The organism is Bradyrhizobium sp. 2TAF24 (assembly GCF_052115025.1).
GTDB lineage: Bacteria > Pseudomonadota > Alphaproteobacteria > Rhizobiales > Xanthobacteraceae > Bradyrhizobium_A.
This window is the reverse complement of the sequence record NZ_JBFRFW010000004.1, coordinates 334,552-356,699: the sequence shown is the minus strand read 5'-3', so window position 1 is coordinate 356,699 and position 22,148 is coordinate 334,552. Positions and strand designations below refer to the sequence as shown.

Annotated in this window: 19 protein-coding genes; 13 read left to right on the top strand and 6 right to left on the bottom strand. The window is 67.5% G+C overall.

What is annotated here, in order from left to right:
• Positions 1 to 145: 145 nt before the first annotated feature.
• From AB4Z37_RS09515 to AB4Z37_RS09505, 3 genes are read right to left on the bottom strand one after another with little or no spacing between them, the layout of a single operon-like run.
• Positions 146 to 565: a RidA family protein gene (locus AB4Z37_RS09515; RefSeq protein ID WP_441516463.1), complete on the bottom strand. Its 420-nt coding sequence runs from the start codon at positions 563 to 565 to the stop codon at positions 146 to 148.
• A gap of 10 nt (positions 566 to 575) precedes the next feature.
• A complete protein-coding gene (locus AB4Z37_RS09510) occupies positions 576 to 2,141 on the bottom strand; it encodes an ABC transporter permease/substrate-binding protein (protein WP_441516462.1) in 1,566 nt (521 codons plus the stop codon).
• The gene (locus AB4Z37_RS09505; RefSeq protein WP_441516461.1) at positions 2,141 to 2,932 is read right to left on the bottom strand and encodes an ATP-binding cassette domain-containing protein; all 792 of its coding nucleotides are present in this window, start codon (positions 2,930 to 2,932) and stop codon (positions 2,141 to 2,143) included. Before AB4Z37_RS09505 ends, AB4Z37_RS09510 begins: the two co-directional genes overlap by 1 nt.
• Positions 2,933 to 3,100: 168 nt before the next feature.
• Between AB4Z37_RS09505 and AB4Z37_RS09500 the strand changes: the two genes are divergently transcribed.
• From AB4Z37_RS09500 to AB4Z37_RS09480, 5 genes are all read left to right on the top strand, one after another.
• Positions 3,101 to 3,913 carry an ABC transporter ATP-binding protein gene (locus tag AB4Z37_RS09500; RefSeq protein ID WP_441516460.1) on the top strand — a complete coding sequence of 271 codons (813 nt, stop codon included), beginning with the start codon at positions 3,101 to 3,103 and terminating at the stop codon, positions 3,911 to 3,913.
• A gap of 2 nt (positions 3,914 to 3,915) precedes the next feature.
• Positions 3,916 to 4,704 (top strand): ABC transporter permease, encoded by a 789-nt coding sequence (locus tag AB4Z37_RS09495; protein ID WP_441516483.1) that lies wholly within the window; start codon positions 3,916 to 3,918, stop codon positions 4,702 to 4,704.
• A 214-nt stretch (positions 4,705 to 4,918) separates the two neighbouring features.
• Positions 4,919 to 5,938 (top strand): ABC transporter substrate-binding protein, encoded by a 1,020-nt coding sequence (locus tag AB4Z37_RS09490; protein WP_441516459.1) that lies wholly within the window; start codon positions 4,919 to 4,921, stop codon positions 5,936 to 5,938.
• Complete coding sequence (locus tag AB4Z37_RS09485; RefSeq protein ID WP_441516458.1) at positions 5,935 to 6,654, top strand: NUDIX hydrolase; 720 nt, start codon at positions 5,935 to 5,937, stop codon at positions 6,652 to 6,654. The genes AB4Z37_RS09490 and AB4Z37_RS09485 overlap by 4 nt, the downstream gene beginning before the upstream one ends.
• A gap of 173 nt (positions 6,655 to 6,827) precedes the next feature.
• Complete coding sequence (locus tag AB4Z37_RS09480; protein WP_441516457.1) at positions 6,828 to 7,799, top strand: polyphosphate kinase 2 family protein; 972 nt, start codon at positions 6,828 to 6,830, stop codon at positions 7,797 to 7,799.
• Positions 7,800 to 7,823: 24 nt separating this feature from the next.
• Here the strand turns inward: AB4Z37_RS09480 and AB4Z37_RS09475 are convergent, their stop codons facing one another.
• A complete protein-coding gene (locus AB4Z37_RS09475) occupies positions 7,824 to 8,597 on the bottom strand; it encodes an AraC family transcriptional regulator (RefSeq protein ID WP_441516456.1) in 774 nt (257 codons plus the stop codon).
• A 214-nt stretch (positions 8,598 to 8,811) separates the two neighbouring features.
• Between AB4Z37_RS09475 and AB4Z37_RS09470 the strand changes: the two genes are divergently transcribed.
• The 7 genes from AB4Z37_RS09470 (at position 8,812) to AB4Z37_RS09440 (ending at position 18,618) form a co-directional block, all read left to right on the top strand.
• Positions 8,812 to 9,957: an HlyD family secretion protein gene (locus tag AB4Z37_RS09470; RefSeq protein WP_441516455.1), complete on the top strand. Its 1,146-nt coding sequence runs from the start codon at positions 8,812 to 8,814 to the stop codon at positions 9,955 to 9,957.
• Positions 9,947 to 11,545 carry a DHA2 family efflux MFS transporter permease subunit gene (locus AB4Z37_RS09465; RefSeq protein WP_441516454.1) on the top strand — a complete coding sequence of 533 codons (1,599 nt, stop codon included), beginning with the start codon at positions 9,947 to 9,949 and terminating at the stop codon, positions 11,543 to 11,545. The genes AB4Z37_RS09470 and AB4Z37_RS09465 overlap by 11 nt, the downstream gene beginning before the upstream one ends.
• Positions 11,546 to 11,650: 105 nt before the next feature.
• A complete protein-coding gene (locus AB4Z37_RS09460; protein WP_441516453.1) occupies positions 11,651 to 12,622 on the top strand; it encodes an ABC transporter permease in 972 nt (323 codons plus the stop codon).
• Between the two features lie 116 nt (positions 12,623 to 12,738).
• Positions 12,739 to 13,731: a sugar ABC transporter substrate-binding protein gene (locus AB4Z37_RS09455; protein WP_441516482.1), complete on the top strand. Its 993-nt coding sequence runs from the start codon at positions 12,739 to 12,741 to the stop codon at positions 13,729 to 13,731.
• Between the two features lie 176 nt (positions 13,732 to 13,907).
• Positions 13,908 to 16,031 (top strand): ABC transporter permease, encoded by a 2,124-nt coding sequence (locus tag AB4Z37_RS09450; RefSeq protein WP_441516452.1) that lies wholly within the window; start codon positions 13,908 to 13,910, stop codon positions 16,029 to 16,031.
• Positions 16,028 to 17,125, top strand: coding sequence for an SMP-30/gluconolactonase/LRE family protein (locus AB4Z37_RS09445; RefSeq protein WP_441516451.1), 1,098 nt, complete (start codon positions 16,028 to 16,030; stop codon positions 17,123 to 17,125). Before AB4Z37_RS09450 ends, AB4Z37_RS09445 begins: the two co-directional genes overlap by 4 nt.
• Positions 17,122 to 18,618 carry a sugar ABC transporter ATP-binding protein gene (locus AB4Z37_RS09440; RefSeq protein WP_441516450.1) on the top strand — a complete coding sequence of 499 codons (1,497 nt, stop codon included), beginning with the start codon at positions 17,122 to 17,124 and terminating at the stop codon, positions 18,616 to 18,618. The genes AB4Z37_RS09445 and AB4Z37_RS09440 overlap by 4 nt, the downstream gene beginning before the upstream one ends.
• A 198-nt stretch (positions 18,619 to 18,816) precedes the next feature.
• Here the strand turns inward: AB4Z37_RS09440 and AB4Z37_RS09435 are convergent, their stop codons facing one another.
• Entirely contained in the window at positions 18,817 to 19,305 is a 489-nt protein-coding gene (locus AB4Z37_RS09435; protein WP_441516449.1) for an SRPBCC family protein, read from the bottom strand.
• Positions 19,306 to 19,359: 54 nt separating this feature from the next.
• Entirely contained in the window at positions 19,360 to 19,707 is a 348-nt protein-coding gene (locus AB4Z37_RS09430) for an ArsR/SmtB family transcription factor (RefSeq protein WP_441516448.1), read from the bottom strand.
• A gap of 458 nt (positions 19,708 to 20,165) precedes the next feature.
• Here AB4Z37_RS09430 and AB4Z37_RS09425 point away from each other — a divergent pair, with 458 nt between their 5' ends.
• Positions 20,166 to 21,752 (top strand): 2-isopropylmalate synthase, encoded by a 1,587-nt coding sequence (locus AB4Z37_RS09425; RefSeq protein ID WP_441516447.1) that lies wholly within the window; start codon positions 20,166 to 20,168, stop codon positions 21,750 to 21,752.
• Positions 21,753 to 22,148: the final 396 nt, after the last annotated feature.

Below are 22,148 nucleotides of genomic sequence, written 5' to 3'. Positions count from 1 at the left end.
AAGTCCTGACGCGCCGGCCGGGGCGTGGTTAACAAAGCCGCCGGAAACACACGTTTGGCTGCTGCGGCGTTCGTGCGCGCAACCTGTGCGCGACCCGGTTGATGGCGCGGTGCAGGTTCGGCATCGATGAATCCGGCCGGCGGTATCAGGCGCCTGCAGCGATGGCCTCGATCTCGATGAGAAAGTCCGGACCATAGAGGCGCGACACCTCCACCAGTGTCACCGCCGGTGCCGCGGGCGGCGTCACGGTGGCGAAGAAGCGGTTGCGGGCCTCGCGATAGGCGGCGAGGTGCGTCATGTCGCGCAGGAATACGGTCAGCTTGACGAGGTCGGCGGCGGTGCAGCCGGCCGCGCGCAAGGCGATCTCCAGATTGTGGAAGACCTGCGCCGCCTGAGCGGCGATGTCGCCGCGGCCGACGATCTCGCCCGCCGCATCGAGCGCGGTCTGTCCGGCGATGAACACCAGGCGGCTGGCGCGCACCTCGACCACCTGCGAGTAGCCTGGCGGCGTGCCGAGTTCGGGCGGGTTGATGCGGGAGACGATGGTGGTATCGGCGGTGGTCATGCGAGGCCCTCTATTGACTGGCGTTGGACGATATCCGCTGCCACAGCCAGCGGGCGACGCCGCTCGCCGAGCGGTCGCCGTCGCCGGCGGCGGCGCGCAGGTTGGCCTCGCGCATGGTGGCGATGTCGATGCGGCCGAGCAGCGGCTGCAGCGCTGTTATCAGCGCTACATCGTTGGCCCGTTTCGGCGACAGCAGCACGACGGCGTCATAGGGCGGGATCGCCTGCCGGGGATCGTCGAGGACCACGAGGTCGTATTTTGCGATCAGACCGTCGCTGGTGTAGCCGGCGATGACGTCGACGTCGCCGTTTGCGACCGCCGCATACATGAAGTCCGGCTGCATCTGGCGCTGGGCGCGGAAGGCGAGGCCATAGGCCTTCTGCAGCGCCGTCCATTCCGGCCGCGAGAAGAACTCGTAGTCGCCGGCGATCGACAGCGCCGCCGCATGGCGCGCGAGGTCGGCGATGCTGCGGATGCCGAGCGCCTGCGCGCGGGCGCGCGGCATCACCACGGCATAGGCGTTCTCGAAGCCGAGGGGCCCGGCCAGCGTGACATGGGATCGGGCGGCGAGCTCGCTCTTGAGATCGGCGAGCAACTGCGCGCGCGGGGGAATATCCGTGTGGCGCAGCAGTGTGGTCCACAGCGTTCCGGAATAATCGACGTAGACGTCGATATCGCCGCTTGCGAGCGCCGCGAAGATGACGTTGGAGCCGAGCCCCTCGCGGGTGCTGGCCGAAAGCCCGGCGGCCTGCAGCCGCTGGGCCATCAGTGCCGACAGCACATACTGCTCGGTGAAGGTCTTGGCGCCGACCACATAGGCCGGCGCCGCGCGGGTCAGCGCCGGCGTCAGCGTCGCGGCGATCAGCGCGGCGATGCCGAGGGCGCCGGCGGCGATGCGGCCGCGGCGGCGGGTGCGCACGCCATTCTCCATCAGCGCCAGCAACTGGTCGACCAGCAGCGCCAGCACGGCGGCGGCGGCACAGCCGAACAGCACGAACACCCAATTCTGGGTCTGCAGCCCGGAGAAGATGTAGTTGCCAAGGCTTGTCTGGCCGATCGGCGTCGACAGCGTCGCGGTGCCGATCACCCACACCGCGGCGGTGCGGATGCCGGCCATGATCACCGGCAGCGCCAGCGGCAGCTCCACCAGCGTCAGGGCCTGCCACGGCGTCATGCCGACGCCATCGGCGGCCTCGCGCAGCGACGGATCGATGCCGTCGAGGCCGGTGATGGTGTTGCGCAGCACCGGCAGCATGCTGTAGAGCGCGAGCGCCAGCACCGCCGGCAGGAAGCCAAGTGCCGAGAAGCTGGCGCCCAGCCAGTGCGCCGACAGCGCCGCGAGCGCCAGCAACAGCGGGTAGAACAGCGCCAGCAGGGCAAGCCCCGGCACGGTCTGCACCACGCTGGCGACGCCGAGCAGCGCGCCGCGCCACACCGGCCGCCGGCGCGCCGCCAGCGCCAGCGGAAAGCTCACCACAAGGCCGAGCACGAGCGCGGTGAGACTGACCCGGACATGGCCACCGAGATAGTCGGGCAGCCGGGCGAGCGCCTCCTGCCAGCGGGGATCGGCGAACATCACGGCGCGGTGCTCGCGAGCGGCGGCAACAGGTCGCGCAGGCGCTCGGCCTGGCGGCGCGGCGTGCGCAGCAGCGCGCGCACGTAGGCGTCGTCGCTGGCGGCGAGATCCGCTGCGCTGCCCTGCGCCAGCAGTCGGCCGCCGCGCATTACCGCAATGCGGTCGGCGAGCAGCACCGCCTCGGCAATGTCATGGGTAATCATCACCGTGGTGAGGGCAAGGTCGCGGTGCAATTGCCGGTAGTCGTCGCCGAGTGCGTCGCGGGTGAGCGGATCGAGGGCGCCGAACGGCTCGTCCAGCAGCATCATCTGCGGCTGTGCCGCCAGCGCGCGGGCAACTCCGACGCGCTGCCGCTCGCCGCCGGAGAGTTGGTGCGGAAGGGCATCACGATGGCGGGCACGGTCGAGCCGCACCAGGTCGATCAGTTCGTCCACCCGCGCGGCGATCGCGGGCGCGGGCGTGCCGACGAGGCGCGGGGTGATGCCGATGTTGCCGGCGACGCTCATGTGCGGAAACAGCGCGCCGCTCTGGAACACATAGCCGATGCGCCGGCGCAGCGCGATCGGGTCGAGTTTGAGAACGTCGTCGCCGAAGACGCGTACCGAGCCGCCGTCCGCATCGATCAGGCGGTTGGCAAGCCGCAGCAGCGTGGTCTTGCCCGAGCCGGAGCCGCCGACAATGGCGAGGAATTCGCCGGTCGCCACCCGCAGCGAGACGCCATCGACCGCCGCCACGGGGCCAAAGCGCTTGCAGACGGCATCATAGGCGAGGGCGGGTGCGGGATCGCTCATGGCGACGATGCTGCCACAGCGAGCGCAGCGGACCAAGGGGACGCCGAATGGACGCAAGGGGATGGATGCCGCGCGAGCCCCCTTGCATCTTGGCGCTGTCCGGGGGATTTTGCCCGCCGATTTGCATCCGCGGCCGCCGGTCGCGGCAAGGATTCGGGGAGGACAGACGTGGAGACAGGGGGCACAGCGCCCGCAGTGGCGCTGACGGACGCGACCGTCGCGTTCCGCCTCGCTGGCGGGCGCACCTACACCGCGGTGGAAGCCGCCAGCCTTTCGGTCGCCGCCGGCGAGTTCGTCGCCATCGTCGGTCCGACCGGCTGCGGCAAGTCGACCCTGCTCAATGTCGCCGCCGGCCTGCTGGCGCCTGCCGCCGGTCGCGTCGAGATTTTTGGACAGCCGCTGGCAGGCCTCAACCGCCAGGCCGGCTACCTGTTTCAGGCCGATGCACTGTTTCCCTGGAAGACCGCACTCGAGAACGTCGCCATCGGCCTCGACATCGCCGGCACCCCGCATGCGGCGGCGCGTGAGGCGGCGCGGAGATGGCTGGCGTCCGTCGGCCTCGCCGGCTTCGCCCAGCGCTATCCGCACATGCTGTCCGGCGGCCAGCGCAAGCGGGTCGGGCTGGCGCAGATGCTGATTCGCGATCCGCGGATCCTGCTGATGGACGAGCCGTTCGGGCCGCTCGACGCCCAGACCCGCCAGATCATGGGCAACCTCCTGCTGGAGCTGTGGAGCGCGGCGCGCAAGGCGGTGCTGTTCGTCACCCACGACCTCGAGGAGGCGATCGCGCTCGCCGACCGCGTCGTGATCATGTCGGCGGGTCCCGGCTCGCGCATCATCGGCGACTGGAGGGTGACGCTGCCGCGTCCGCGCGACATTTTCGAGATTCGGCTGGAGAAGGAATTCCATGATCTGCACCGCGAGATCTGGGGCGTGCTCAAGGCCGAGGTGGTGAAGAGCTATCAGCAGGCCGCATCATGAAGATCAACCGCTTCACCCTGCTGGCGCTGCAGATCCTCGTCGCCGTCGTCGCCATCGGCCTGTGGCAGCTGCTCACCACGGTGCCGATGTTCGGCTCCATCGTGCTGCCGCCGTTCTTCTTCTCCACCCCCGGCAAGGTCGCCGAGCGCATCGTCAAATGGGTGGTGGAGGGCACCATCTGGCGCCACCTCGTGGTGACGCTGATCGAATCGATGCTGGCCTTCGTCATCGGCTCGCTGGCCGGCGCCCTGGTCGGCTTCTGGTTTGCCCGGCAGCAGACGGTGGCTGCCGTGTTCGATCCCTATGTGAAGATGATGAATGCGCTGCCGCGCGTCGTGCTGGCGCCGATCTTCGCGCTGTGGCTCGGCCTCGGCATCTGGTCCAAGGTCGCGCTCGGCATTACACTCGTGTTCTTCGTGGTGTTCTTCAACGTCTACCAGGGCGTCAAGGAGGCCAGCACCACGCTGGTCGACAACGCCCGCATGCTCGGCATGAGCGAGCGCCAGCTGCTCCGCCATGTCTACTGGCCGTCGGCGCTGTCGTGGATGTTCTCCTCGCTGCATACCTCGGTGGGCTTTGCCGTGGTCGGCGCGGTGGTCGGCGAGTATCTCGGCGCCTCCGCCGGCCTCGGCTACCTGATCCAGCAGGCGGAAGGCGTGTTCGATGTCGCCGGCGTGTTCGCCGGCATGATCGTGCTGGCGCTGTTCGTGGTGCTGATCGATACCCTGGTCAGCCGGGTCGAGCACCGCCTGCTGATCTGGCGCCCGCGTGCCGGCGACCGGCAGGGATGAAGGGTGGCAGGACTGCGGAACGCGATGGTGCCGCAGGCCTTGTTGAGGACCGGAGCGTGTGGGACGATGCAGGTCCGCATCGAAGGCCGTCATCACCGGGCTTGTCCCGGTGATCCACGTCTTCACAACCTTGCACTAGGCAAGACGTGGATGGCCGGGACAAGCCCGGCCATGACAAAAAAGACGCTCAGAGGGTGAAGCGATGAAAGCGGTCATGACGACATTCAAGTATGCAGCGGCAGTGTGCTCCGTTCTCGCCAGCCTCACCACCCTCGCCTCGGCCCAGGCGATCGAGAAGCCGGACCTGATTCTCGGCGTCGGCGGCAAGAACCTGTTGTACTACCTGCCGCTGACGCTGACCGAGCGTCTGGGGTACTTCAAGGAGGAGGGGCTCAATGTCACCGTCACCGATTTCGGCGGCGGCGCCAAGGCGTTGCAGTCGCTGATCGGCGGTTCCGCCGATGTCGTCACCGGCGCCTATGAGCACACCATCCGCATGCAGGCCAAGGGGCAGGACATCGCCGCGGTGCTCGAGCTCGGCCGCTTCCCAGGCATCGTGCTCGGCGTGCGCAAGGACCGTGCCGCCGGGGTCAACTCGTTCAAGGATCTCAAGGGCATGAAGATCGGCGTCACCGCGCCGGGCTCGTCCACCAATTTCTTCGTCAACGCGCTGATCGCGCGCGAGGGCCTGAAGGCCGACGATGTCGCCATCATCGGCGTCGGCGCCGGCATGAGCGCAGTCGCGGCGATGAAGAAGGGCGACCTCGATGCGATCTCCAACCTCGATCCGGTGATGACCAAGCTGGAACAGGACGGCGACATCAAGGTGCTGGCCGACAGCCGCACCGAAGAAGGCAACATGAAGCTGTTCGGCGGCAACAATCCCGCCGCGGTGGTCTATCTCAAGCGCGACTTCATCGCGAAGTATCCGGTCACCACCCAGCACATCGTCAACGCGTTCTACAAGTCGCTGAAGTGGCTCGCCACCGCGACGCCGGAGGATGTCGCGAGGACGGTGCCCGAGGAGTACTACCTCGGTGACCGCGCGCTCTATCTCGCGTCCGTCAAGGCCTCGGCGCCGATGTATTCCAGGACCGGCATCATTCCACCCGAGGGCATGGCGAACGCGCTCGACATGCTGCTGCGGTTCGACCCTGAGCTCAAGGATGCCAAGGTCGATCTGGCGCGGACATTCGACGGGCGCTTCGCGGCCCAGGCGGCGACCGCGAAATGACGGCGGCGAGTGAGGCGCCGGAGGTGACGCTCTCGCGCATCCGGCATCTCGATCTCGCGTTCGAGCCGTGGGACTGGCCGTTCGCCCGCGAACGGCAGGCAGAGATCGCTGCGCATTTCGCCCGGGTGCAGGAAACCCGCGCGGTGTGGAATGGCCGGGTGCTGCTGCTGCGCCATCCGCGCCAGGAGGACGACGTCTTCCGCGCCACTTATTTCGAGGTCGATTACGCAAGCTTTCTCGCCTGGATCCATTGGGGCTGCCCGGACCGCGAGGTGTTCAACGGCTTCGGCATGGGGGTCTTGCGCGGCAGTGACGGCGCCTTCCTGCTCGGCGAGATGGCATCGCACACCGCGACCGCGGGACGGATCTATTTTCCCGCCGGCACCCCCGATCGCAACGATCTGCGCGGCGGCCATGTCGACATGGCCCATAGTGTCGCGCGCGAGGTCGAGGAGGAGGTCGGCCTCGTGCCGTCGGACTATCGTGCCGCCGACGACTGGACCTGCGTGCGCACCGAACAGTGGATCGCGTTCATGCGCCAGCTCGACGTCGATGTGCCGGCGGCTGAGCTGCAGGCGCGGATCACGGGCTGGCTGTCGGTCCAGGATACGCCGGAGCTCAGTGCGATTCACCTCGTGCGCGACAGCGGCGACTTCAGGCCGGCAATGCCGCGCTTCATCACTGCATTCCTCGCGGCACAGCTGGCGCAGGCGTGAGGCTGGCCGGGCGGCCCCTCGGCCGGCCCCCGCGGCGCATGCGCGTCCATGCGGACTTGACCCGCGCCGCGCTCGTCCACGAAACTCGCCCGTCGCGTCGGCGCTGGTGATCGAGCGGCAGCATCATGCCCCGCTCGCCGCCGCCGCCGGGGCCAGCTGGAGTCGTCACGTTCATGTCCAAGCGCTTCATGTCCAAGTCGAAGAAGTCCGCGGCCGCCAACCGCAAAGCGTCGCGGCCCCTCACCGAGGAGCTGAAGCCGTTCGTCGCGCCGTTCGTCGCCGACGGGTCGCAGTCGTTTCGCCTCGTCTCGCACAACGCCGGCGAGAAGGGCGGGCTCGACAAGGCGTCGGCGCAGAAGCTGATCGAGCGCAATCGCGGGCTGCTCGCCGGCTTCCAGGAACGGCTCTATGCCAACGGCCGCTGGGCGGTGCTGCTGATCTTCCAGGGCATGGATGCGGCCGGCAAGGACAGCGCCATCGAGCATGTGTTTTCGGGCGTCAACCCGCAGGGCGTCGACGTCGCGTCGTTCAAGACGCCGTCGTCGCGCGAGCTGAGCCACGACTTTCTGTGGCGCTCGACGCTGGAGCTGCCCGAACGCGGCCGTATCGGCATCTTCAACCGCTCCTACTATGAGGAGTGCCTGATCGTGCGGGTGCATCCGGACATCCTCGCCAGGCAGAAGCTGCCGAAGCAGTTCGTCACCAAGAATATCTGGCGCGAGCGGTTCGAGGACATCAATGCCTATGAGCGCTACCTGTCGCGCAACGGCGTGCTGATCCTGAAGTTCTTCCTCAACGTGTCGAAGGAGGAGCAGCGCCGGCGTTTCCTCGATCGCCTGGAGGAGCCGGGCAAGCGCTGGAAGTTCTCGATGGACGATGTGTCCGAGCGGGCGCTGTGGGCCAAGTACCAGGCCGCCTACCAGGACGTGATCGCCCATACCGCGACCACGGGGGCGCCATGGCACGTGGTGCCGGCCGACCACAAATGGTTTGCCCGTGTGGTGATCGGCTCGACCATTGTCAGCGCCCTCGAAGGGCTCAAGCTCGAATATCCCAAGGTGGACAAGTCGGTGCTGCCCGAATTCGAGAAGGTCCGGATCGCGCTGGAGCGCGAGGAGCGCAAGAGTGCGGCGAAGCGGCGCTGACGCCGCCACGCCTTCGGCATCGCGTCAGTCGTCGCCGAGATAATGGCTCGGCGCGATGCCGAAGGTGCGCTTGAACATCGCCGCGAATGCGCTCGGGCTCTGGTAGCCGTGTTCGAGCGCGACCTCGAGGATCGAGGCGCCGGCGGCGAGCCGCGGCAGGCTCAGCAACAGCCGCATGCGCCGCCGCCATTCCCCGAAACTGATCCCGAGTTCCTTGTGAAACAGCCGCGCCAGCGTGCGGCTGCTCATGGCGTGGTCCGCCGCGAGGCTGTCCAGCGTCACCGGCGCTGCGGGATCGGCGATCATCGTGTCGCAGAGTTTGGCGAGGCGAGCATCGCGCGGCATCGGCACGTGCATGGAAAGCCGCGGTGCGAGCTGCACCTCGTCGAGGATCAGCTCCATGATGCGGCCATCGCGGCCGCTGATGTCGTAGTCGAACGGCAGGCGCGTCGCCGCGACCACGAGCGCGCGGAGCAGCGGCGACACTTCGATCACCTCGCAGTCGCGCGGCAGCTCCGGTCGTGCGTCGGGCGCGACGAAGACCGTGCGCATCTCCACCTGGCCGGCGATACGGATGGCATGGATGATGCCCGCGGGCATCCAGACCGCGCGCCCGCTCGGCACCACCCAGCTGCCGGGCGGACAGGTGATGGTCATGACGCCGGCGATGGCGTGCACCAGCTGCGCGCGCGGGTGATGATGCGGCTGAATGATCTCGCCGTCGGGGTGGCTGCTGGCCATGGCGGCGAGCGGCCGCGGGGCAAGCTGGCAGGCTTCGTGGGTGCGATCGATGTCCATTTCGCGACGATCATTGGCTGGTCGCCGCGCGAATGACAATGCGGGCTCCGGTATGCCTCCGTTGCGGCGCATCATCAACGCCGCGCCTCTCCAGTGAAACCTCCAGGCTGGACGGCGGAACATGGCGCGGGACCCACCGTCCCGCGGTCGTGGCGGCCTGCCCGTGTCCCGGGCGGGCCGCGCCCGTCGGCTGGCCGTTTTGCCCGAAGCTGCCATGACCGAAGCCACATTCGATGCCGCCCGCCCCGACACGCCGACCCGGCGTCCTCTCCTGCACATGGCCCGCCGCCTCCTGCCGCGCCTGGGCGGTGGCCTCGCCGCGCTTCTCGCCGTCGGCTACGGCCTGAATTGGTGGCTGACCGGGCGCTTCATCGAGAGCACCGACAATGCCTATGTCCGTGCTGACGTCGTCACCGTCAGCGCGCGGATCTCCGGCTACGTCGCCGAGGTCGACGTGCGGGACAACCAGGCGGTGCGCCGCGGCGAGGTGCTGGCGCACATCGACGCCGCGCCGTTCCGCGCGCGGGTCGATCAGGCGCGGGCAAGCGTCGCGGCGGCGGAGGCCGACATTGCGGTCGAGACCGCGGCGGTCGCCACTCTCGATGCGCAGGTCACCCAGCAGCGCAGCCTGATCGGCCAGGCCGAGGCGGAAGCCGCCGCGGCGGATGCGGAGCTGCGCCGTACCTCGCTGGAGTGGGAGCGCCAGCGCAGCCTCTCGGAGCGGCAGGTGAGCAGCCAGCAGCGCTTCGAGGCGGCGGAGGCCGACCACACCAAGGCGGCCGCGACGCTGCGCGGCGCGCAGGCGGCGCTGGCGTCGCAGCGGGCGCGCCTCGCGGTGCTGGAGGCGGAGCAGCGCGGCAAGGCGGCGGCGTGCGACAAGGCCCGTGCCACGCTGCAGCAGGCGCAGGCGGCGCTGGCGCTCGCGTCCATTGATCTCGACAACACGGCGCTGCGCGCGCCGGTCGACGGCCTCATTGGCCAGCGCGTCGTCCGTGTCGGCCAGTATGTCGATCCCGGCCAGCCGCTGCTCGCGGTGGTGCCGCACGACGCCTATGTGGTGGCGAACTTCAAGGAGACCCAGCTCGGCCGCATCGCGGCGGGGCAGGCGGTGACACTCGAAGTCGACGCCTTCGACGGCGAAGTGCTGCACGGCCGCGTCGACAGCTTCGCGCCGGCCTCCGGCGCACAGTTCGCGCTGCTGCCGCCCGACAACGCCACCGGCAACTTCACCAAGATCGTGCAGCGCATGCCGGTGCGCATCACGCTCGATGGCGGCCAGCGCCGCGCCGCCGCGCTGCGTCCGGGGTTGTCGGTGGTGGCTCATGTCGATACGCGCGGGGATGCGTCCCATGGCCGCTGATGCTGCAACACCCGGCGCCGCCGCTGAACCGGCGGTGTCATTGCGGGCGTGGGTCGCCGTGATCGGTGGCGTGTTCGGCTGCTTCATGGCCGGCATGAACGTCCATGTCACCAACGCCTCGCTGCCGGACATCCGCGGCTCGCTCGGCGCGACCTTCGAGGAGGGCTCGTGGATCACCACCGCGTACCTCGTGGCGGAGATCATCGTCATTCCGCTCACCGGCTGGCTGGTGACGGTGTTCTCGATGCGGCGGGTGCTGATCGTCGGCACCGCCGGCTTCCTGGTGTTCTCCGTGCTGTGCTCGCTGGCGCCGACCATCGACATCATGATCGTGGCGCGTGCCCTGCAGGGCGCGTTCGGCGGCGTGCTGATCCCGCTGTCGTTCCAGCTCATCGTCACCGAGCTGCCGCCATCGAAGCATCCGCTCGGCATGGCGCTGTTTGCGGTGGCCAACAACGTCGCCCAGGCGGCCGGACCGTCGATCGGCGGCTGGCTGACCGACGCCTACTCCTGGCGCTGGATCTTTTATCTGCAGATCCCGCCTGGCCTTGCGCTGCTCGCCGCGATCGCGTGGTCGATCCACGCGGAAGCGGTGCGGATCGACAAGCTGCGCAACGGCGACTGGGGCGGCATCCTCACCATGGCGGTGGGCCTCAGCGCGCTGCAGATCGTGCTGGAGGAGGGTGGCCGCAAGGACTGGTTCGCATCCAGCCTCATCGTCGAGATGTCGGCGGTGGCAGCCATCGGCCTGGTGCTGTTCGTGGTGATCGAGTTCAGGCGCGCCGAGCCGTTCATCAACCTGCGGCTGCTTGGCCGCGCCAATTTCGGCCTCGCAAGCGTCATGCAGTTCACCTTCGGCGGCGTGGTGTTCGGCGTCGTGTTCCTGGTGCCGAACTACTTCGCCGAGCTCCACGGCTTCAACGCCCGCGAGATCGGGCTCGCCATGATCCCTTATGGCCTCGTGCAGTTCGCGATGTCGTTCATGACGCCGCCGCTGATGAAACGCACCAGTCCGCGGGCCGTCATCATCCTCGGCTTTGCGCTGGTCGCAGCCGGCTGCCTGATGAACATCCATCTCGACGGCAACGCCGGGCGCAACGTCATCATCCCGTCGCTGGTGGTGCGTGGCATCGGCCAGTCGCTGGTGGTGGTGGCGCTGTCGGTGATGGCGGTGCAGGGCATGGAGAAGGCGCAGCTCGGCTCGGCGTCGGGGCTGTTCTCCACGGTGCGCAATGTCGGCGGCGCCATCGGCATTGCGATCGCGAGCCAGATCGTGGTCGAGCGCGAGAAGCTGCACGCGCTGCGCATCGGCGAGGCCGTCAACCCGTTCAGCCTGGAGACGCAGGAGCGGGTGATCGCGCTGGTGCGCCGGTTCAGTGGCCTGCATGTCGATCGCTTCGCGGCGCTGCATGGCGCGGCGACCGCACCGCTGCGCCAGCAAGCGATGGCGGCGCTCGACATGCTGGTGCATCGCGAGGCGCGCCTGCTTGCCTATAGCGACACGTTTCTGCTCGCAGGCGCCGCGATGGTGCTGTGCACGCTTGCTGCGTTTGTCCTGAAGGGAACACCAGGCGCACGCCGATCATGAACGATGTGCGCGACGCGCCGTCGCAACGATCAGCGCGTGATTAGGACTTGCAATCACAGATGATGCATCGGAGGATACCACTCACAATATAAAAAGAGTTCGGGGATGGCGCTCAAGCGGCTCAGTCAGCAGGGCATTGTGTTCGGCATTTTTGCCGTTCTGTTTCTGGCCTTTGCCATCTTCCTTCCCGGATTTGCCACCACGCAGAATATGTTCACGCTGCTGCAGAACGTGGCGGTGCTCGGCATTCTTGGGCTTGCGATGGCGCTGGTGGTGATCGGGCGCGGCATCGACATCTCGCTGATCGCCGCGCTCGCGGTTCCTCCCGGCCTCGTGCTGCAGATGGTGCAGGACGGCTCTTCGCTGCCCACCGCGCTCGCCGCGGCGCTGGCGCTGTCGCTGGTGTTCGGCGCGGTCAATGGCTGGCTGATCGCCTATGCCGAGGTGCCGTCGCTGTTCACCACACTGGCAACCGGCCTGTTCCTCGCCGGCCTCGGCCAGGCGGCGCTGTTCAAGCTCGACGTGGTGCAGTGGAGCGCCGGCATGGACGGCTTCGAGCGGCTTGGCCAGGGCCGCTTGCTCGGCATCCCGATGCCGATCATCGTGTTCGCCATCGTCTGTCTCGTGGTCGCGTTCCTGCTGCGGCAGACGCGGTTCGGCGCCTATATCTATGCGCTCGGCGACAATCCCTACGGCGCGCGGGTCACCGGCATTCCGACCCGGCCGCTGATCGTGCTGCAGTATGTGCTGGCGGCGTTGATCGGCTGTTTTGCGGGGCTGGTGATGGCGGCGTCCGTCAACAGCATGCCGACGCGTATTTTCAACTCGACCATGATCTACGACGTGATCCTGGTGGTGGTGCTCGGCGGCATCGGCCTGTCCGGCGGCCGCGGCGGCGTGCTCAACGTCGTGATCGGCACGCTGCTGATCGGCACCATGCTCAACGGCATGACCATCATGGACGTGTCCTATTCGGGCCAGAACCTGGTCAAGGGCGTGGTGCTGCTGGTCGCGGTGATCACCGATTCGTTTCTCAATCCGCGCAACGAGGAGACCGCGCAGCAGGGCGACATCTGAGGCGCCGCCGTCGCGCAGGCCATCATTGCTTCACCGACAACGAACAACGCGCCGGCAAGGCGCCGTCGAACAACAGGGAGGTTGCTATGGTTTCCGGAGTGACTAAACATCTGGCGATGCTGGGCGGCGCCGCGCTGGCGGCAATGGCCGCCGCCGGGCCGGCGATGGCGCAGCAGGGCCTCGACGAGCCGTTCCAGGCGCCGTTCAAGGCCGCGCTCGCCGGCAAGACGGTGGCCTACGTCCCGGTGGCGATGAACTTCGATCTGACGGAAGGCTGGTTCGCCGGCGTCAAGAAGGAGCTCGAGCCCTACGGCGTCAAGGTGATCGTGCGCGATCCGAACTGGTCGACCTCCGCCGGCGCGCAGGCGGTGACGACGCTGATCTCGGAGAAGCCGGCGGCGATCATCGTCCACAATCCCGACGTGCAGACCTACGCCAAGCTGATGCAGCGTGCCGAGAACGAAGGCATCTACGTCATCCAGATCAACATGGGCTCGGTCTATCGTTCTTCGGCGTTCGTCGGCGCCAACTGGATCGAGATCGGCGAGCGTGACGCTGAAGCGGTGGTCAAGGCCTGCGAGGGCAAGTCCAACAAGATCGCCATCGTGCAAGGTGCGCTGTCAGCCGCGGCATCCGCCTATACGCTCAAGGGCGTCGAGAACGTGCTCGCCAAGCACCCGGAGATCAAGGTGGTGTCGAGCCAGGCCGCGGACTGGGATGCCGCCAAGGCCAAGGCGATTACCCAGACCGTGCTGAAGCAGAATCCGGACCTGTGCGGCATCGTCGGCTTCTGGGACGGCATGGACATCGGCACCGCGGCGGCGGTGAAGGAAGCGGGCCTCGCCGGCAAGGTGTTCGTGGCGACCTCCGGCGGCGGCGAACGCCGCGGCGCCTGCGAACTGGTCAAGTCCGGCGCGTTCGACCTCGACGTCAGCTACGACGTGCCGACCCAGGCCGCCGACATGGCGGCGATGATCAAATGGCTGCTGTCGTCGGGCGTGAAGGCCGGCTCGACCAAGGGCTCGATCTACACCACGCTGATCCCGATCACCAAAGACAACGCGGCGCTCGACACCACCTGCTGGAACCTGAGCGACCTGAAGAAGTGATGGGCCGCGCCGGCTTCGTCTGACCGCGCTCCGTCATTCCGGGGCGTCGCGAAGCGACGAACCCGGAATGCCGAGACGTGTGGGGAGGCGCCGGTCGTCCCCGACGAGATTCCGGATCGCCGCTGTGCGGCATCCGGAATGACGCAAAGATACGTCCACAGACCTAGCCTCTGGGAATGCCGATGCAGGAAGCGTTCGTCCGTTTCAAATCCCGGTACTGGCCGGACCACCTTCTCGGCGAGATCCTCTCCAAGCGCTGGACCGAGACCGCGATCCCGGTGATCGTGCTGTTGATCGTCGGCATCGTGCTCAGCCGGGTGATCGACGGCTTCCTGTCGCCGGCCGGGCTTGCCGACACCGCGCGGCAGGCCGGCGAGATCGGCTTCGTCGTGCTCGGCATGGCGTTGGTGGTCATCGTCGGCGGCATCGATCTGTCGGTAGGCTCGATGTTCGCGCTGTGCGACTTCTGTGCGCTGTACTGCCTCGACGTGCTGAACTGGCCGGTGCCGGCGGTGATCGCGGCGACGCTCGCCTGCGGCGCGGTGCTGGGGGCAGTCAACGGCTTCCTGATCGGCTACCTGCGCCTGCGCGCGTTCATCACCACGCTGATCACCCTGATCATCTATCGCTCGACCTACGATCTCCTGCTGGTCAACAACTCCAACAAGATCGCGGCGGCGTTTCCCGACTTTCCGTCGTGGGATTTCATCGGCGGCGGCGACGTGCTGGGCGTGCCCAGCGTCGCGCTGGTGTACATCGTGGTCGCCGTGTTCGGCCATGTCTTCCTCACCCGCCTGCGCCCCGGCTGGCACATCACCGCGATCGGCGGCTCGCGCCGCTCGGCCTACAACTCCGGCATCCCGGTGCGGCGCACGATCGCGCTGTGCTACGTGGCCAGTGGCGTGCTGACCGCGACCGGCGCGCTGTTCTTCGCCGCGCGGCTCGGCACCGTCGGCGGCGACGTCGGCGTCGGTCTCGAGGTCACGGTGCTGACCGCGACCGTGCTCGGCGGCATCACGCTCGGCGGCGGCAACGGCTCGGTGGCCAAGGCGCTGGCGGGCACGCTGATCGTGCTGCTGGTCACCAACGGCCTGACGACGCTGTCGGTGCGCGGCGGCTTCAACCGCATGGTGCTCGCCGCCATCCTGCTGGTCGCCGCTGTCATCGACATCCGCTGGCTGAAGAACCGCACACGTATCATCAGCAAGGTCTATGTCAGCCCGACCTACCACGCGCTGCCGCCTCCGCCGCCGACCGCGGTGGGGGCCGGCGGGCCGTTCGAGCAGAACGACAAGCTGCGCGACGTCGAGCTGATCGGGCTCGGCCGCATCGAGGCGCCGGAGGACGTCATCCTCGATCGCCACGACAACCTCTACGCCGGCTCGCGCCATGGCGACATCGTGCGCTTCCTTGCTCCCGACTATCAGCAGATGGAAGTGTTCGCTCACATCGGCGGCCAGCCGCTCGGCATGGCGTTCGACCGCAACGATAATCTCTACTGCTGCATCGGCGGCATGGGGCTCTACCGCATCGCGCCGGATCGCAAGATCGAGAAGGCCACCGACGAGACCAACCGCAGCCTCACTTCGGTGAACGACGACAGCCGGCTGCGGCTCGCCGATGACCTCGACATCGCCGACGACGGCCGCATCTTCTTCTCCGAGGCGACCGTCCGCTACGAGATGCACGAGTGGCCGGTGGACGGGCTGGAGGCGCGCGGCAACGGCCGCATCATCTGCTACGATCCCGGGCGCAAGACCACGCGCACGGTGCTGCGCGGCCTCAAATTCCCCAACGGCATCTGCATCGCCAGCGACCGCCAGTCGATCCTGTTCGCCGAGACCTGGGGCTGCTCGGTCAAGCGCTACTGGTTCGATGGCCCGAAACAGGGCACGGTCGAAACGGTGATGGACAACCTGCCGGGCTTCCCGGACAACATCAATCTCGCCTCCGATGGCAACTACTGGCTGGCGCTGGTCGGCATGCGCTCGCCGGCGCTCGACCTCGCCTGGCGGATGCCGGGCTTCCGCCGGCGCATGGGCAAGCGGCTGCCGCTCGACGAATGGCTGTTCCCCAACATCAACACCGGCTGCGTGCTCAAGTTCAACGAGAAGGGCGAGGTGCTGGAATCGTTCTGGGACCTCGCCGGCCTCAACCATCCGATGATCACCTCGATGCGCGAGCACCGCGGCTACCTCTATCTCGGCGGCATCGCCAACAACCGCATCGGCCGCTACAAGCTCGCCGACGCCGACCCGAACTTCGTGCAGTACGACCGCCGCTGGGGGAAGCAGTCATGATCGCGGCGCTGCGAACCCTGACCAACCATCTGCTCGGCCGTGGCGACGCCGCGATCACCGTGCCGCCGTTCGACGGGGCGCTGAAGCCGAACCAGCGTCTTGAGGAGGCCGAGGTGGTGGCGACGTCGGCCACGATGGAGGATCTCGCCGTCGGTGGCGGCGTGCTCCTGGTCGCGGATGGCGATCGTGTGCTGCGCCTCGACAGTGGCGCGCTGCACGAGGTTCGTCGGTTCGAGCGCCCGCTCACCGCGATCTGCGCCTGCGTCGACGGAGCGCTGGCGGTCGCGGTGGATGGGCGCGAAATCCATCTGATCGATCCCGCGACCGGCGAGGATCGCCGTGCGCCGCTGGTGCCCGAGGGCTTGCGGGCCGTCAACGCGCTGGCGCAGGGGCCCGCCGGCACGCTGCTGGCGACCGAGGGCTCGACCGAGCAATCGGTTGGCGACTGGGCGCACGACCTGATGAACCGCGGGCGGACCGGGCGGCTGGTGGCGATCGATCTGCCGACACGTTCAGTGCGCGTCATTGCCGACGGCCTGCGCTACGCGTTCGGCGTCGCCGCCGATGGCGCGGATGTGCTGGTCAGCGAGAGCTGGCGGCACCGGCTGATTGCGGTTGCCGATGGCGGCGCGGTGCGGCCGGTGCTGGACCATCTGCCGGTGTATCCGTCGCGGCTGTCGCGTGCCGCCGACGGTGGCTTCTGGCTGACGGCGTTCACCGCGCGCACCCAGCTCGTCGAGTTCGTGCTGCGCGAGGCCGGCTATCGGCGGCGGATGATGCAGGAGCTCGATCCGCAGGACTGGATCGTGCCACGGCTGCGCTCGGGGCACTCGTTCCGCGAGCCGATGCAGGGCGCGCATCTCAAGACCATGGGCGTGGTCAAGCCGTGGGCGCCGCCGCGCTCCTATGGCCTTGTCATCCGCCTCAATGCTCAGGGTGTACCGCAGATGTCGCTGCACAGCCGGGTCGACGGCAGCAACCATGGCGTGGTCGCCGCGGTCGAGGCGGGGGACGCGCTCTATGTGCTCGCCAAGGGGCCGGGCCGGCTGCTGCGGCTGCCGCTCGCAACGCTGCAGAGGGAGTGCGGCGCATGACCGACAACGTCGTCGAATTCCGCAAGGCCACGAAGCTCTATGCCGGCGTGCCGGCGATCGACGGGGTGGATTTCGCGCTCCGCCGCGGCGAGATCCATGCGCTGGTCGGCGAGAACGGCGCCGGCAAGTCGACGCTGACCAAGGCGATGGCCGGTGTGGTGGCGCTGACCTCAGGCACCATGCTGGTCAACGGTGTTGAGGTGACGCCGCGCACGCCACTGGAGGCGCGCCATCTCGGCATCGCCATGGTGTTTCAGGAGAATAGCCTGGTGCCGACCATGACGGTGGCGCAGAACCTGTTTCTCGGCCAGGAGAAGTTCTACAACCGCCTGCGCGGCATCTACATCGCGGCGCAGCAGTTCCTGCAGTCGCTCAACTTCGACGTCACGCCGACCGCGACGGTCGGGCTGCTCGGCGCCGCCAAGAAGCAGATGGTCGAGATCGCCCGTGCGGTGCTGCACCAGGCCCAGGTGATCGTGTTCGACGAGCCGACCGCGACCCTGACGCCGGAGGAGAAGAGCTACTTCTTCGATCTCGTGCGCGACCTCAAGACGCGCGGCGTCTCGATCGTTTTCATCTCGCACGCGCTGGAGGAGGCGCTGCTGCTCGCCGACCGCATCACCGTGCTGCGCGACGGCAAGCATGTGGTCACCGACGACGCGGCGGCGTTCGATCGCGCCCGCATCGTGCAGGCGATGGTCGGGCGCGACCTGTCGAACACGCTTTATGGTTCCCGCAAGACGCAGGTGCGCTCTGCCGGCGAGCGGGTGCTGACGGTGCAGAACCTCAAGATGGCGCCGATGGTGAAGAACAATTCGCTGTCGGTGTTCGCAGGCCAGATCACCGGGGTGTTCGGCCTTGTCGGCGCCGGCCGCACCGAAACCTTCAAGATCGTTGCCGGCGTGCTCAAGCGCGACTTCTTCCATGGCGGCGAGATCCTGCTGCGCGGCAAGGCGGTGCGCTACCGCGTGCCGGCGCCGGCGGTTCAGGCCGGCGTCGCCTATGTCACCGAGGACCGCAAGGTCGAGGGCTTCTTCGAGACGATGTCGATCGCCCGCAACATCTATCTCGGGCTGCTTGCCAAGTTTCCCGGCGGCCGCTTCCTGCTGTCGGGACGCGAGGCACAGGACGCCGGCGGCAGCTGGATCGCGCGGCTGAACGTGCGGGCGATCGGCAGCAAGGCGAAGGTGGTCGAACTGTCTGGCGGTAACCAGCAGAAGGTGGTGATCGCCAAGTCGCTGGTGCAGGAGCCGGACCTGATCATCTTCGACGAGCCGACCCGCGGCGTCGACGTCGGCGCCATCGTCGAGATCCACGAGCTGATCAACCGCCTCGCCGACGAAGGCAAGGCGGTGGTGGTGATCTCGTCCTACCTGCCGGAAGTCCTGGCACTGTCCGACCGCATCCTGGTGTGCCGACAGGGCAAGGTGGTCGAGGAATTCTCCGCGTCGGAGGCGACCGAGGAAAAGATCATGTATGCCGCGATCCACTGATGCGGTTGACTTTGGGCGCCAGCCACACTTACCGCGTCATTGCCGGGCTTGACCCGGCAATCCAGCTTGTTGCAGCGTCACAAAAGCTCTTAAGCTGGATCACCGGGTCTCGACGCTACGCGTCGGCCCGGTGATGACGCTGCATATGTAGAAGCGCTCATCTTCACAGCAGCTATCACGCTGCTGTGCGGGTGTCGCTCACGATGTGCGGTCGAGCTCCGCGGCGAGTTTCTCCAGCAGTTCGCGCGAGCCATGCTCGCGTCCCGCCGGCGCGTTGGGATCGCCGAAATAGGTGCCCTGCTCGGTGTAGCGCATCAACGTGCCGCGGCCATCGGGTTTGAACTCGATGGTCGACAGCGACGCCGAGATCGGCGCGCCCGCCACCGTCATGCGGTAGGCGAATACGATGCGGCGGTCAGTCACGATATCCTGGATGACGGAGTCGTAGGTGATCTCCGGACCGCCCTGAAAGCTGAAGCGTGAGCTCTCGATGCCGCCGACGCGGAAGTCGAGCGCGTAGCTGAAGATCTCCCAGCCCTCGCCGTCGGTGAACCAGCGGCGCTTCATCGCCGCGTCGGCATGGGCGAAGAACACCCGCGCCGGCGCCTGGGGGTAGCGGCGCTCCAGCGTGAAGGTCGAGTGGATCACGAGATCGGGATTGGTGGCAGTCGCGGTCGGCTCACTCATGGGATGTCCTTGAGGTTACGCAGGGGACTTTTCGAAGGGTGAAAGGTGCGGGGATCAGGACTCGTCGGCCGGAGCCGGCGGGTCGGTTTCGTTGAGCAATGCGCCGAGGCGGTCGAAGCGCTGCTCCATGAAGGCGCGACGCTGCGCCACCCAGTCGGCGAGGGGCGCAAGGCCTGCCGGCTCCAGCCGGCAGGTGCGGACCCGGCCGACCTTCTCGCTGCGGATCAGTCCGCTGCCCTCCAGCACCTGGAGGTGCTGGACCACGGCGGCAAAGCTCATGTCGAACGGCGCGGCGAGGTCGCTGACGGTGGCCGGGCCGGTGCTCAGGCGCTCGACGATCGCCCGCCGGGTCGGCTCGGCGAGGGCGCGAAGAGTGGTGTCGATGTCCTGATACTTAAGCATGGACTTGAGTATTGGCGACGGACCGTCAATTGTCAAGTCGTGACTTAAGTATTCGACACCGGATCATCCGCCGACCCGGCATGGCAGGTGATATAAGGCAGTGATACTGACCGATTATTTGGCGTTGCGGCGCGTCGCGGTCCTCGTCTACAACGGTTGCGCGCCGGTCCGGCAACCAACTGTCAACGGTTGTCGGCAACACTCCGGTGTCACGGGACGCGAGTATGACGATGAGCTGCGCATTGCAGGGGCTGGACGGGAAGGTGGCATTCGCCGCCGGCCGCGCCGCTGCCGCGCGGGCCGACCTCATTCTTGGCGAGCTTCTGCTGCTTACTGGCCCCTGAGGCCGGCTGGGCTTTTGCGCCTGGGCACTCAGGGGGACTGAAGACGAAGCAACCCCGACAGCGCCTTCAAACGATCGATCCGCGATCCCGGCGCAAGACCTTAAGGACCAGCCAATGACCAGCCCCGCCGCCGCCGCCCCCTCGGATCAAGACCGCGTCATCATTTTCGACACCACGCTGCGCGACGGCGAGCAGTGCCCCGGCGCGACCATGACTTTCGAGGAGAAGCTGAACATCGCGGCGCTGCTCGACACCATGGGCGTCGATGTCATCGAGGCGGGCTTCCCGATCGCGTCCGATGGCGACTTCGAGGCGGTCAACGAAATCGCCAAGCGCACCCAGAATGCCGTGGTGTGCGGCCTGTCGCGCGCCGGCGCCAAGGACATCGACCGCTGCGCCGAGGCGATCAAGCCGGCGAAGCGCGGCCGCATCCATACCTTCCTGTCCACCTCGCCGGTGCACATGAAGTACAAGCTGCAGATGGACCCCAAGGACGTCTACGAGTTGGTGATCTCCTCGGTGACGCGCGCCCGCAACCATGTCGACAATGTCGAGTGGTCGTCGGAGGACGGCACCCGCACCGAGTTTGACTTCCTGTGCCGCTGCGTCGAGGCCGCCATCAAGGCCGGCGCCACCACCATCAACATCCCGGACACCGTCGGCTACAGCGTGCCGGAAGAATACTTCGACCTGTTCAAGCGCGTGCGCGAGAACGTGCCGAACTCCGACCAGGCGGTGTTCTCCGTGCACTGCCACAACGACTTGGGCATGGCGGTCGCCAACTCGATGGCCGGCGTGCGCGCCGGCGCCCGCCAGATCGAATGCACCATCAACGGCATCGGCGAGCGCGCCGGCAACGCCGCGCTGGAAGAAGTCGTGATGGCGATGCGGGTGCGCAACGACAAGCTGCCGTTCTGGACCAAGATCGATTCGACCCTGCTGACCCATGCCTCGAAGGTGGTGTCGGCGGCGACCTCGTTCCCGGTGCAGTACAACAAGGCGATCGTCGGCCGCAACGCGTTCGCCCACGAGAGCGGCATCCATCAGGATGGCATGCTGAAGAACGCCCAGACCTACGAGATCATGCTGCCGGAGACGGTCGGCGTAAAGCAGACCTCGCTGGTGATGGGCAAGCACTCCGGCCGCCATGCCTTCATCCACAAGCTGGAAGAGCTGGGACACAAGATCACCGGCAACCAGCTGGAAGACGCCTTCGTGCGCTTCAAGGCATTGGCCGACCGCAAGAAGCACATCTACGACGAGGACATCGAGGCGCTGGTCGACGAGAAGCTGGTGCATGCCAACGACCGCATCCGCCTGCTGTCGCTGACCGTGATCGCCGGCACCCACGGCCCGCAGCGCGCCACCATGAAGCTGGACGTCGAAGGCCAGATCAAGATCGAGGAAGCCGAAGGCAACGGCCCGGTCGACGCGGTGTTCAACTGCATCAAGTCACTGGTGCCGCACGACGCCAAGCTCGAACTGTATCAGGTGCATGCGGTCACCGAAGGCACCGACGCGCAGGCCGAGGTTTCGGTCCGCCTGTCGCACAACGGCCGCTCGATGACCGCCCGCGCCGCCGATCCGGATACGCTGGTCGCGTCCGCCAACGCCTATCTCGGCGCGCTCAACAAGCTGGTGATGAAGCAGCAGCGCGACGAGCAGAACGCCCACGTCGCTCCGGCCGCGGCGGCGCACTGAACAGGGCAGGCGCGTCGTTCGCGGCGTGCCGCCTCTCTCCTCATCCTGAGGAGCCCGCAACGCGGGCGTCTCGAAGGATGAGGTCGACAAGGCTGCCGCCGGTGGCCTCATGGTTCGAGACGGCGCTCCGCGCCTCCTCGCCATGAGGAGAGAATTCACCGGCTGCGGCGTCTGAACGTCTCAACTTCATTGCTGTGAACCAATTCTGGTTTCGACTGAACTGACATGACCTCGCGCAACGACATCCAGCACGACGCCGGTCCGGTGGCTTTCGCCGCCGCGCCGGGTGCTGCCGCGTCGCGCGCCGTCCTTGCCCTCCCGCTTCTCGGCCTCCTGCTTCTTAGCGGCCCCTGAATGCCGGCTGGGCACTTGTGCCTGGGCGTTCAGGGGATTTGG

Coding starts and splice junctions, on each gene's coding strand:
- AB4Z37_RS09460 (WP_441516453.1), top strand. CDS start 11,651: ATGGCGCTCAAGCGGCTCAGTCAGCAGGGCATTGTGTTCGGCATTTTT.
- AB4Z37_RS09425 (WP_441516447.1), top strand. CDS start 20,166: ATGACCAGCCCCGCCGCCGCCGCCCCCTCGGATCAAGACCGCGTCATC.
- AB4Z37_RS09435 (WP_441516449.1), bottom strand. CDS start 19,305: ATGAGTGAGCCGACCGCGACTGCCACCAATCCCGATCTCGTGATCCAC.
- AB4Z37_RS09430 (WP_441516448.1), bottom strand. CDS start 19,707: ATGCTTAAGTATCAGGACATCGACACCACTCTTCGCGCCCTCGCCGAG.
- AB4Z37_RS09505 (WP_441516461.1), bottom strand. CDS start 2,932: ATGAGCGATCCCGCACCCGCCCTCGCCTATGATGCCGTCTGCAAGCGC.
- AB4Z37_RS09445 (WP_441516451.1), top strand. CDS start 16,028: ATGATCGCGGCGCTGCGAACCCTGACCAACCATCTGCTCGGCCGTGGC.
- AB4Z37_RS09450 (WP_441516452.1), top strand. CDS start 13,908: ATGCCGATGCAGGAAGCGTTCGTCCGTTTCAAATCCCGGTACTGGCCG.
- AB4Z37_RS09455 (WP_441516482.1), top strand. CDS start 12,739: ATGCTGGGCGGCGCCGCGCTGGCGGCAATGGCCGCCGCCGGGCCGGCG.
- AB4Z37_RS09470 (WP_441516455.1), top strand. CDS start 8,812: ATGACCGAAGCCACATTCGATGCCGCCCGCCCCGACACGCCGACCCGG.
- AB4Z37_RS09440 (WP_441516450.1), top strand. CDS start 17,122: ATGACCGACAACGTCGTCGAATTCCGCAAGGCCACGAAGCTCTATGCC.
- AB4Z37_RS09490 (WP_441516459.1), top strand. CDS start 4,919: ATGACGACATTCAAGTATGCAGCGGCAGTGTGCTCCGTTCTCGCCAGC.
- AB4Z37_RS09510 (WP_441516462.1), bottom strand. CDS start 2,141: ATGTTCGCCGATCCCCGCTGGCAGGAGGCGCTCGCCCGGCTGCCCGAC.
- AB4Z37_RS09515 (WP_441516463.1), bottom strand. CDS start 565: ATGACCACCGCCGATACCACCATCGTCTCCCGCATCAACCCGCCCGAA.
- AB4Z37_RS09480 (WP_441516457.1), top strand. CDS start 6,828: ATGTCCAAGCGCTTCATGTCCAAGTCGAAGAAGTCCGCGGCCGCCAAC.
- AB4Z37_RS09465 (WP_441516454.1), top strand. CDS start 9,947: ATGGCCGCTGATGCTGCAACACCCGGCGCCGCCGCTGAACCGGCGGTG.
- AB4Z37_RS09475 (WP_441516456.1), bottom strand. CDS start 8,597: ATGGACATCGATCGCACCCACGAAGCCTGCCAGCTTGCCCCGCGGCCG.
- AB4Z37_RS09485 (WP_441516458.1), top strand. CDS start 5,935: ATGACGGCGGCGAGTGAGGCGCCGGAGGTGACGCTCTCGCGCATCCGG.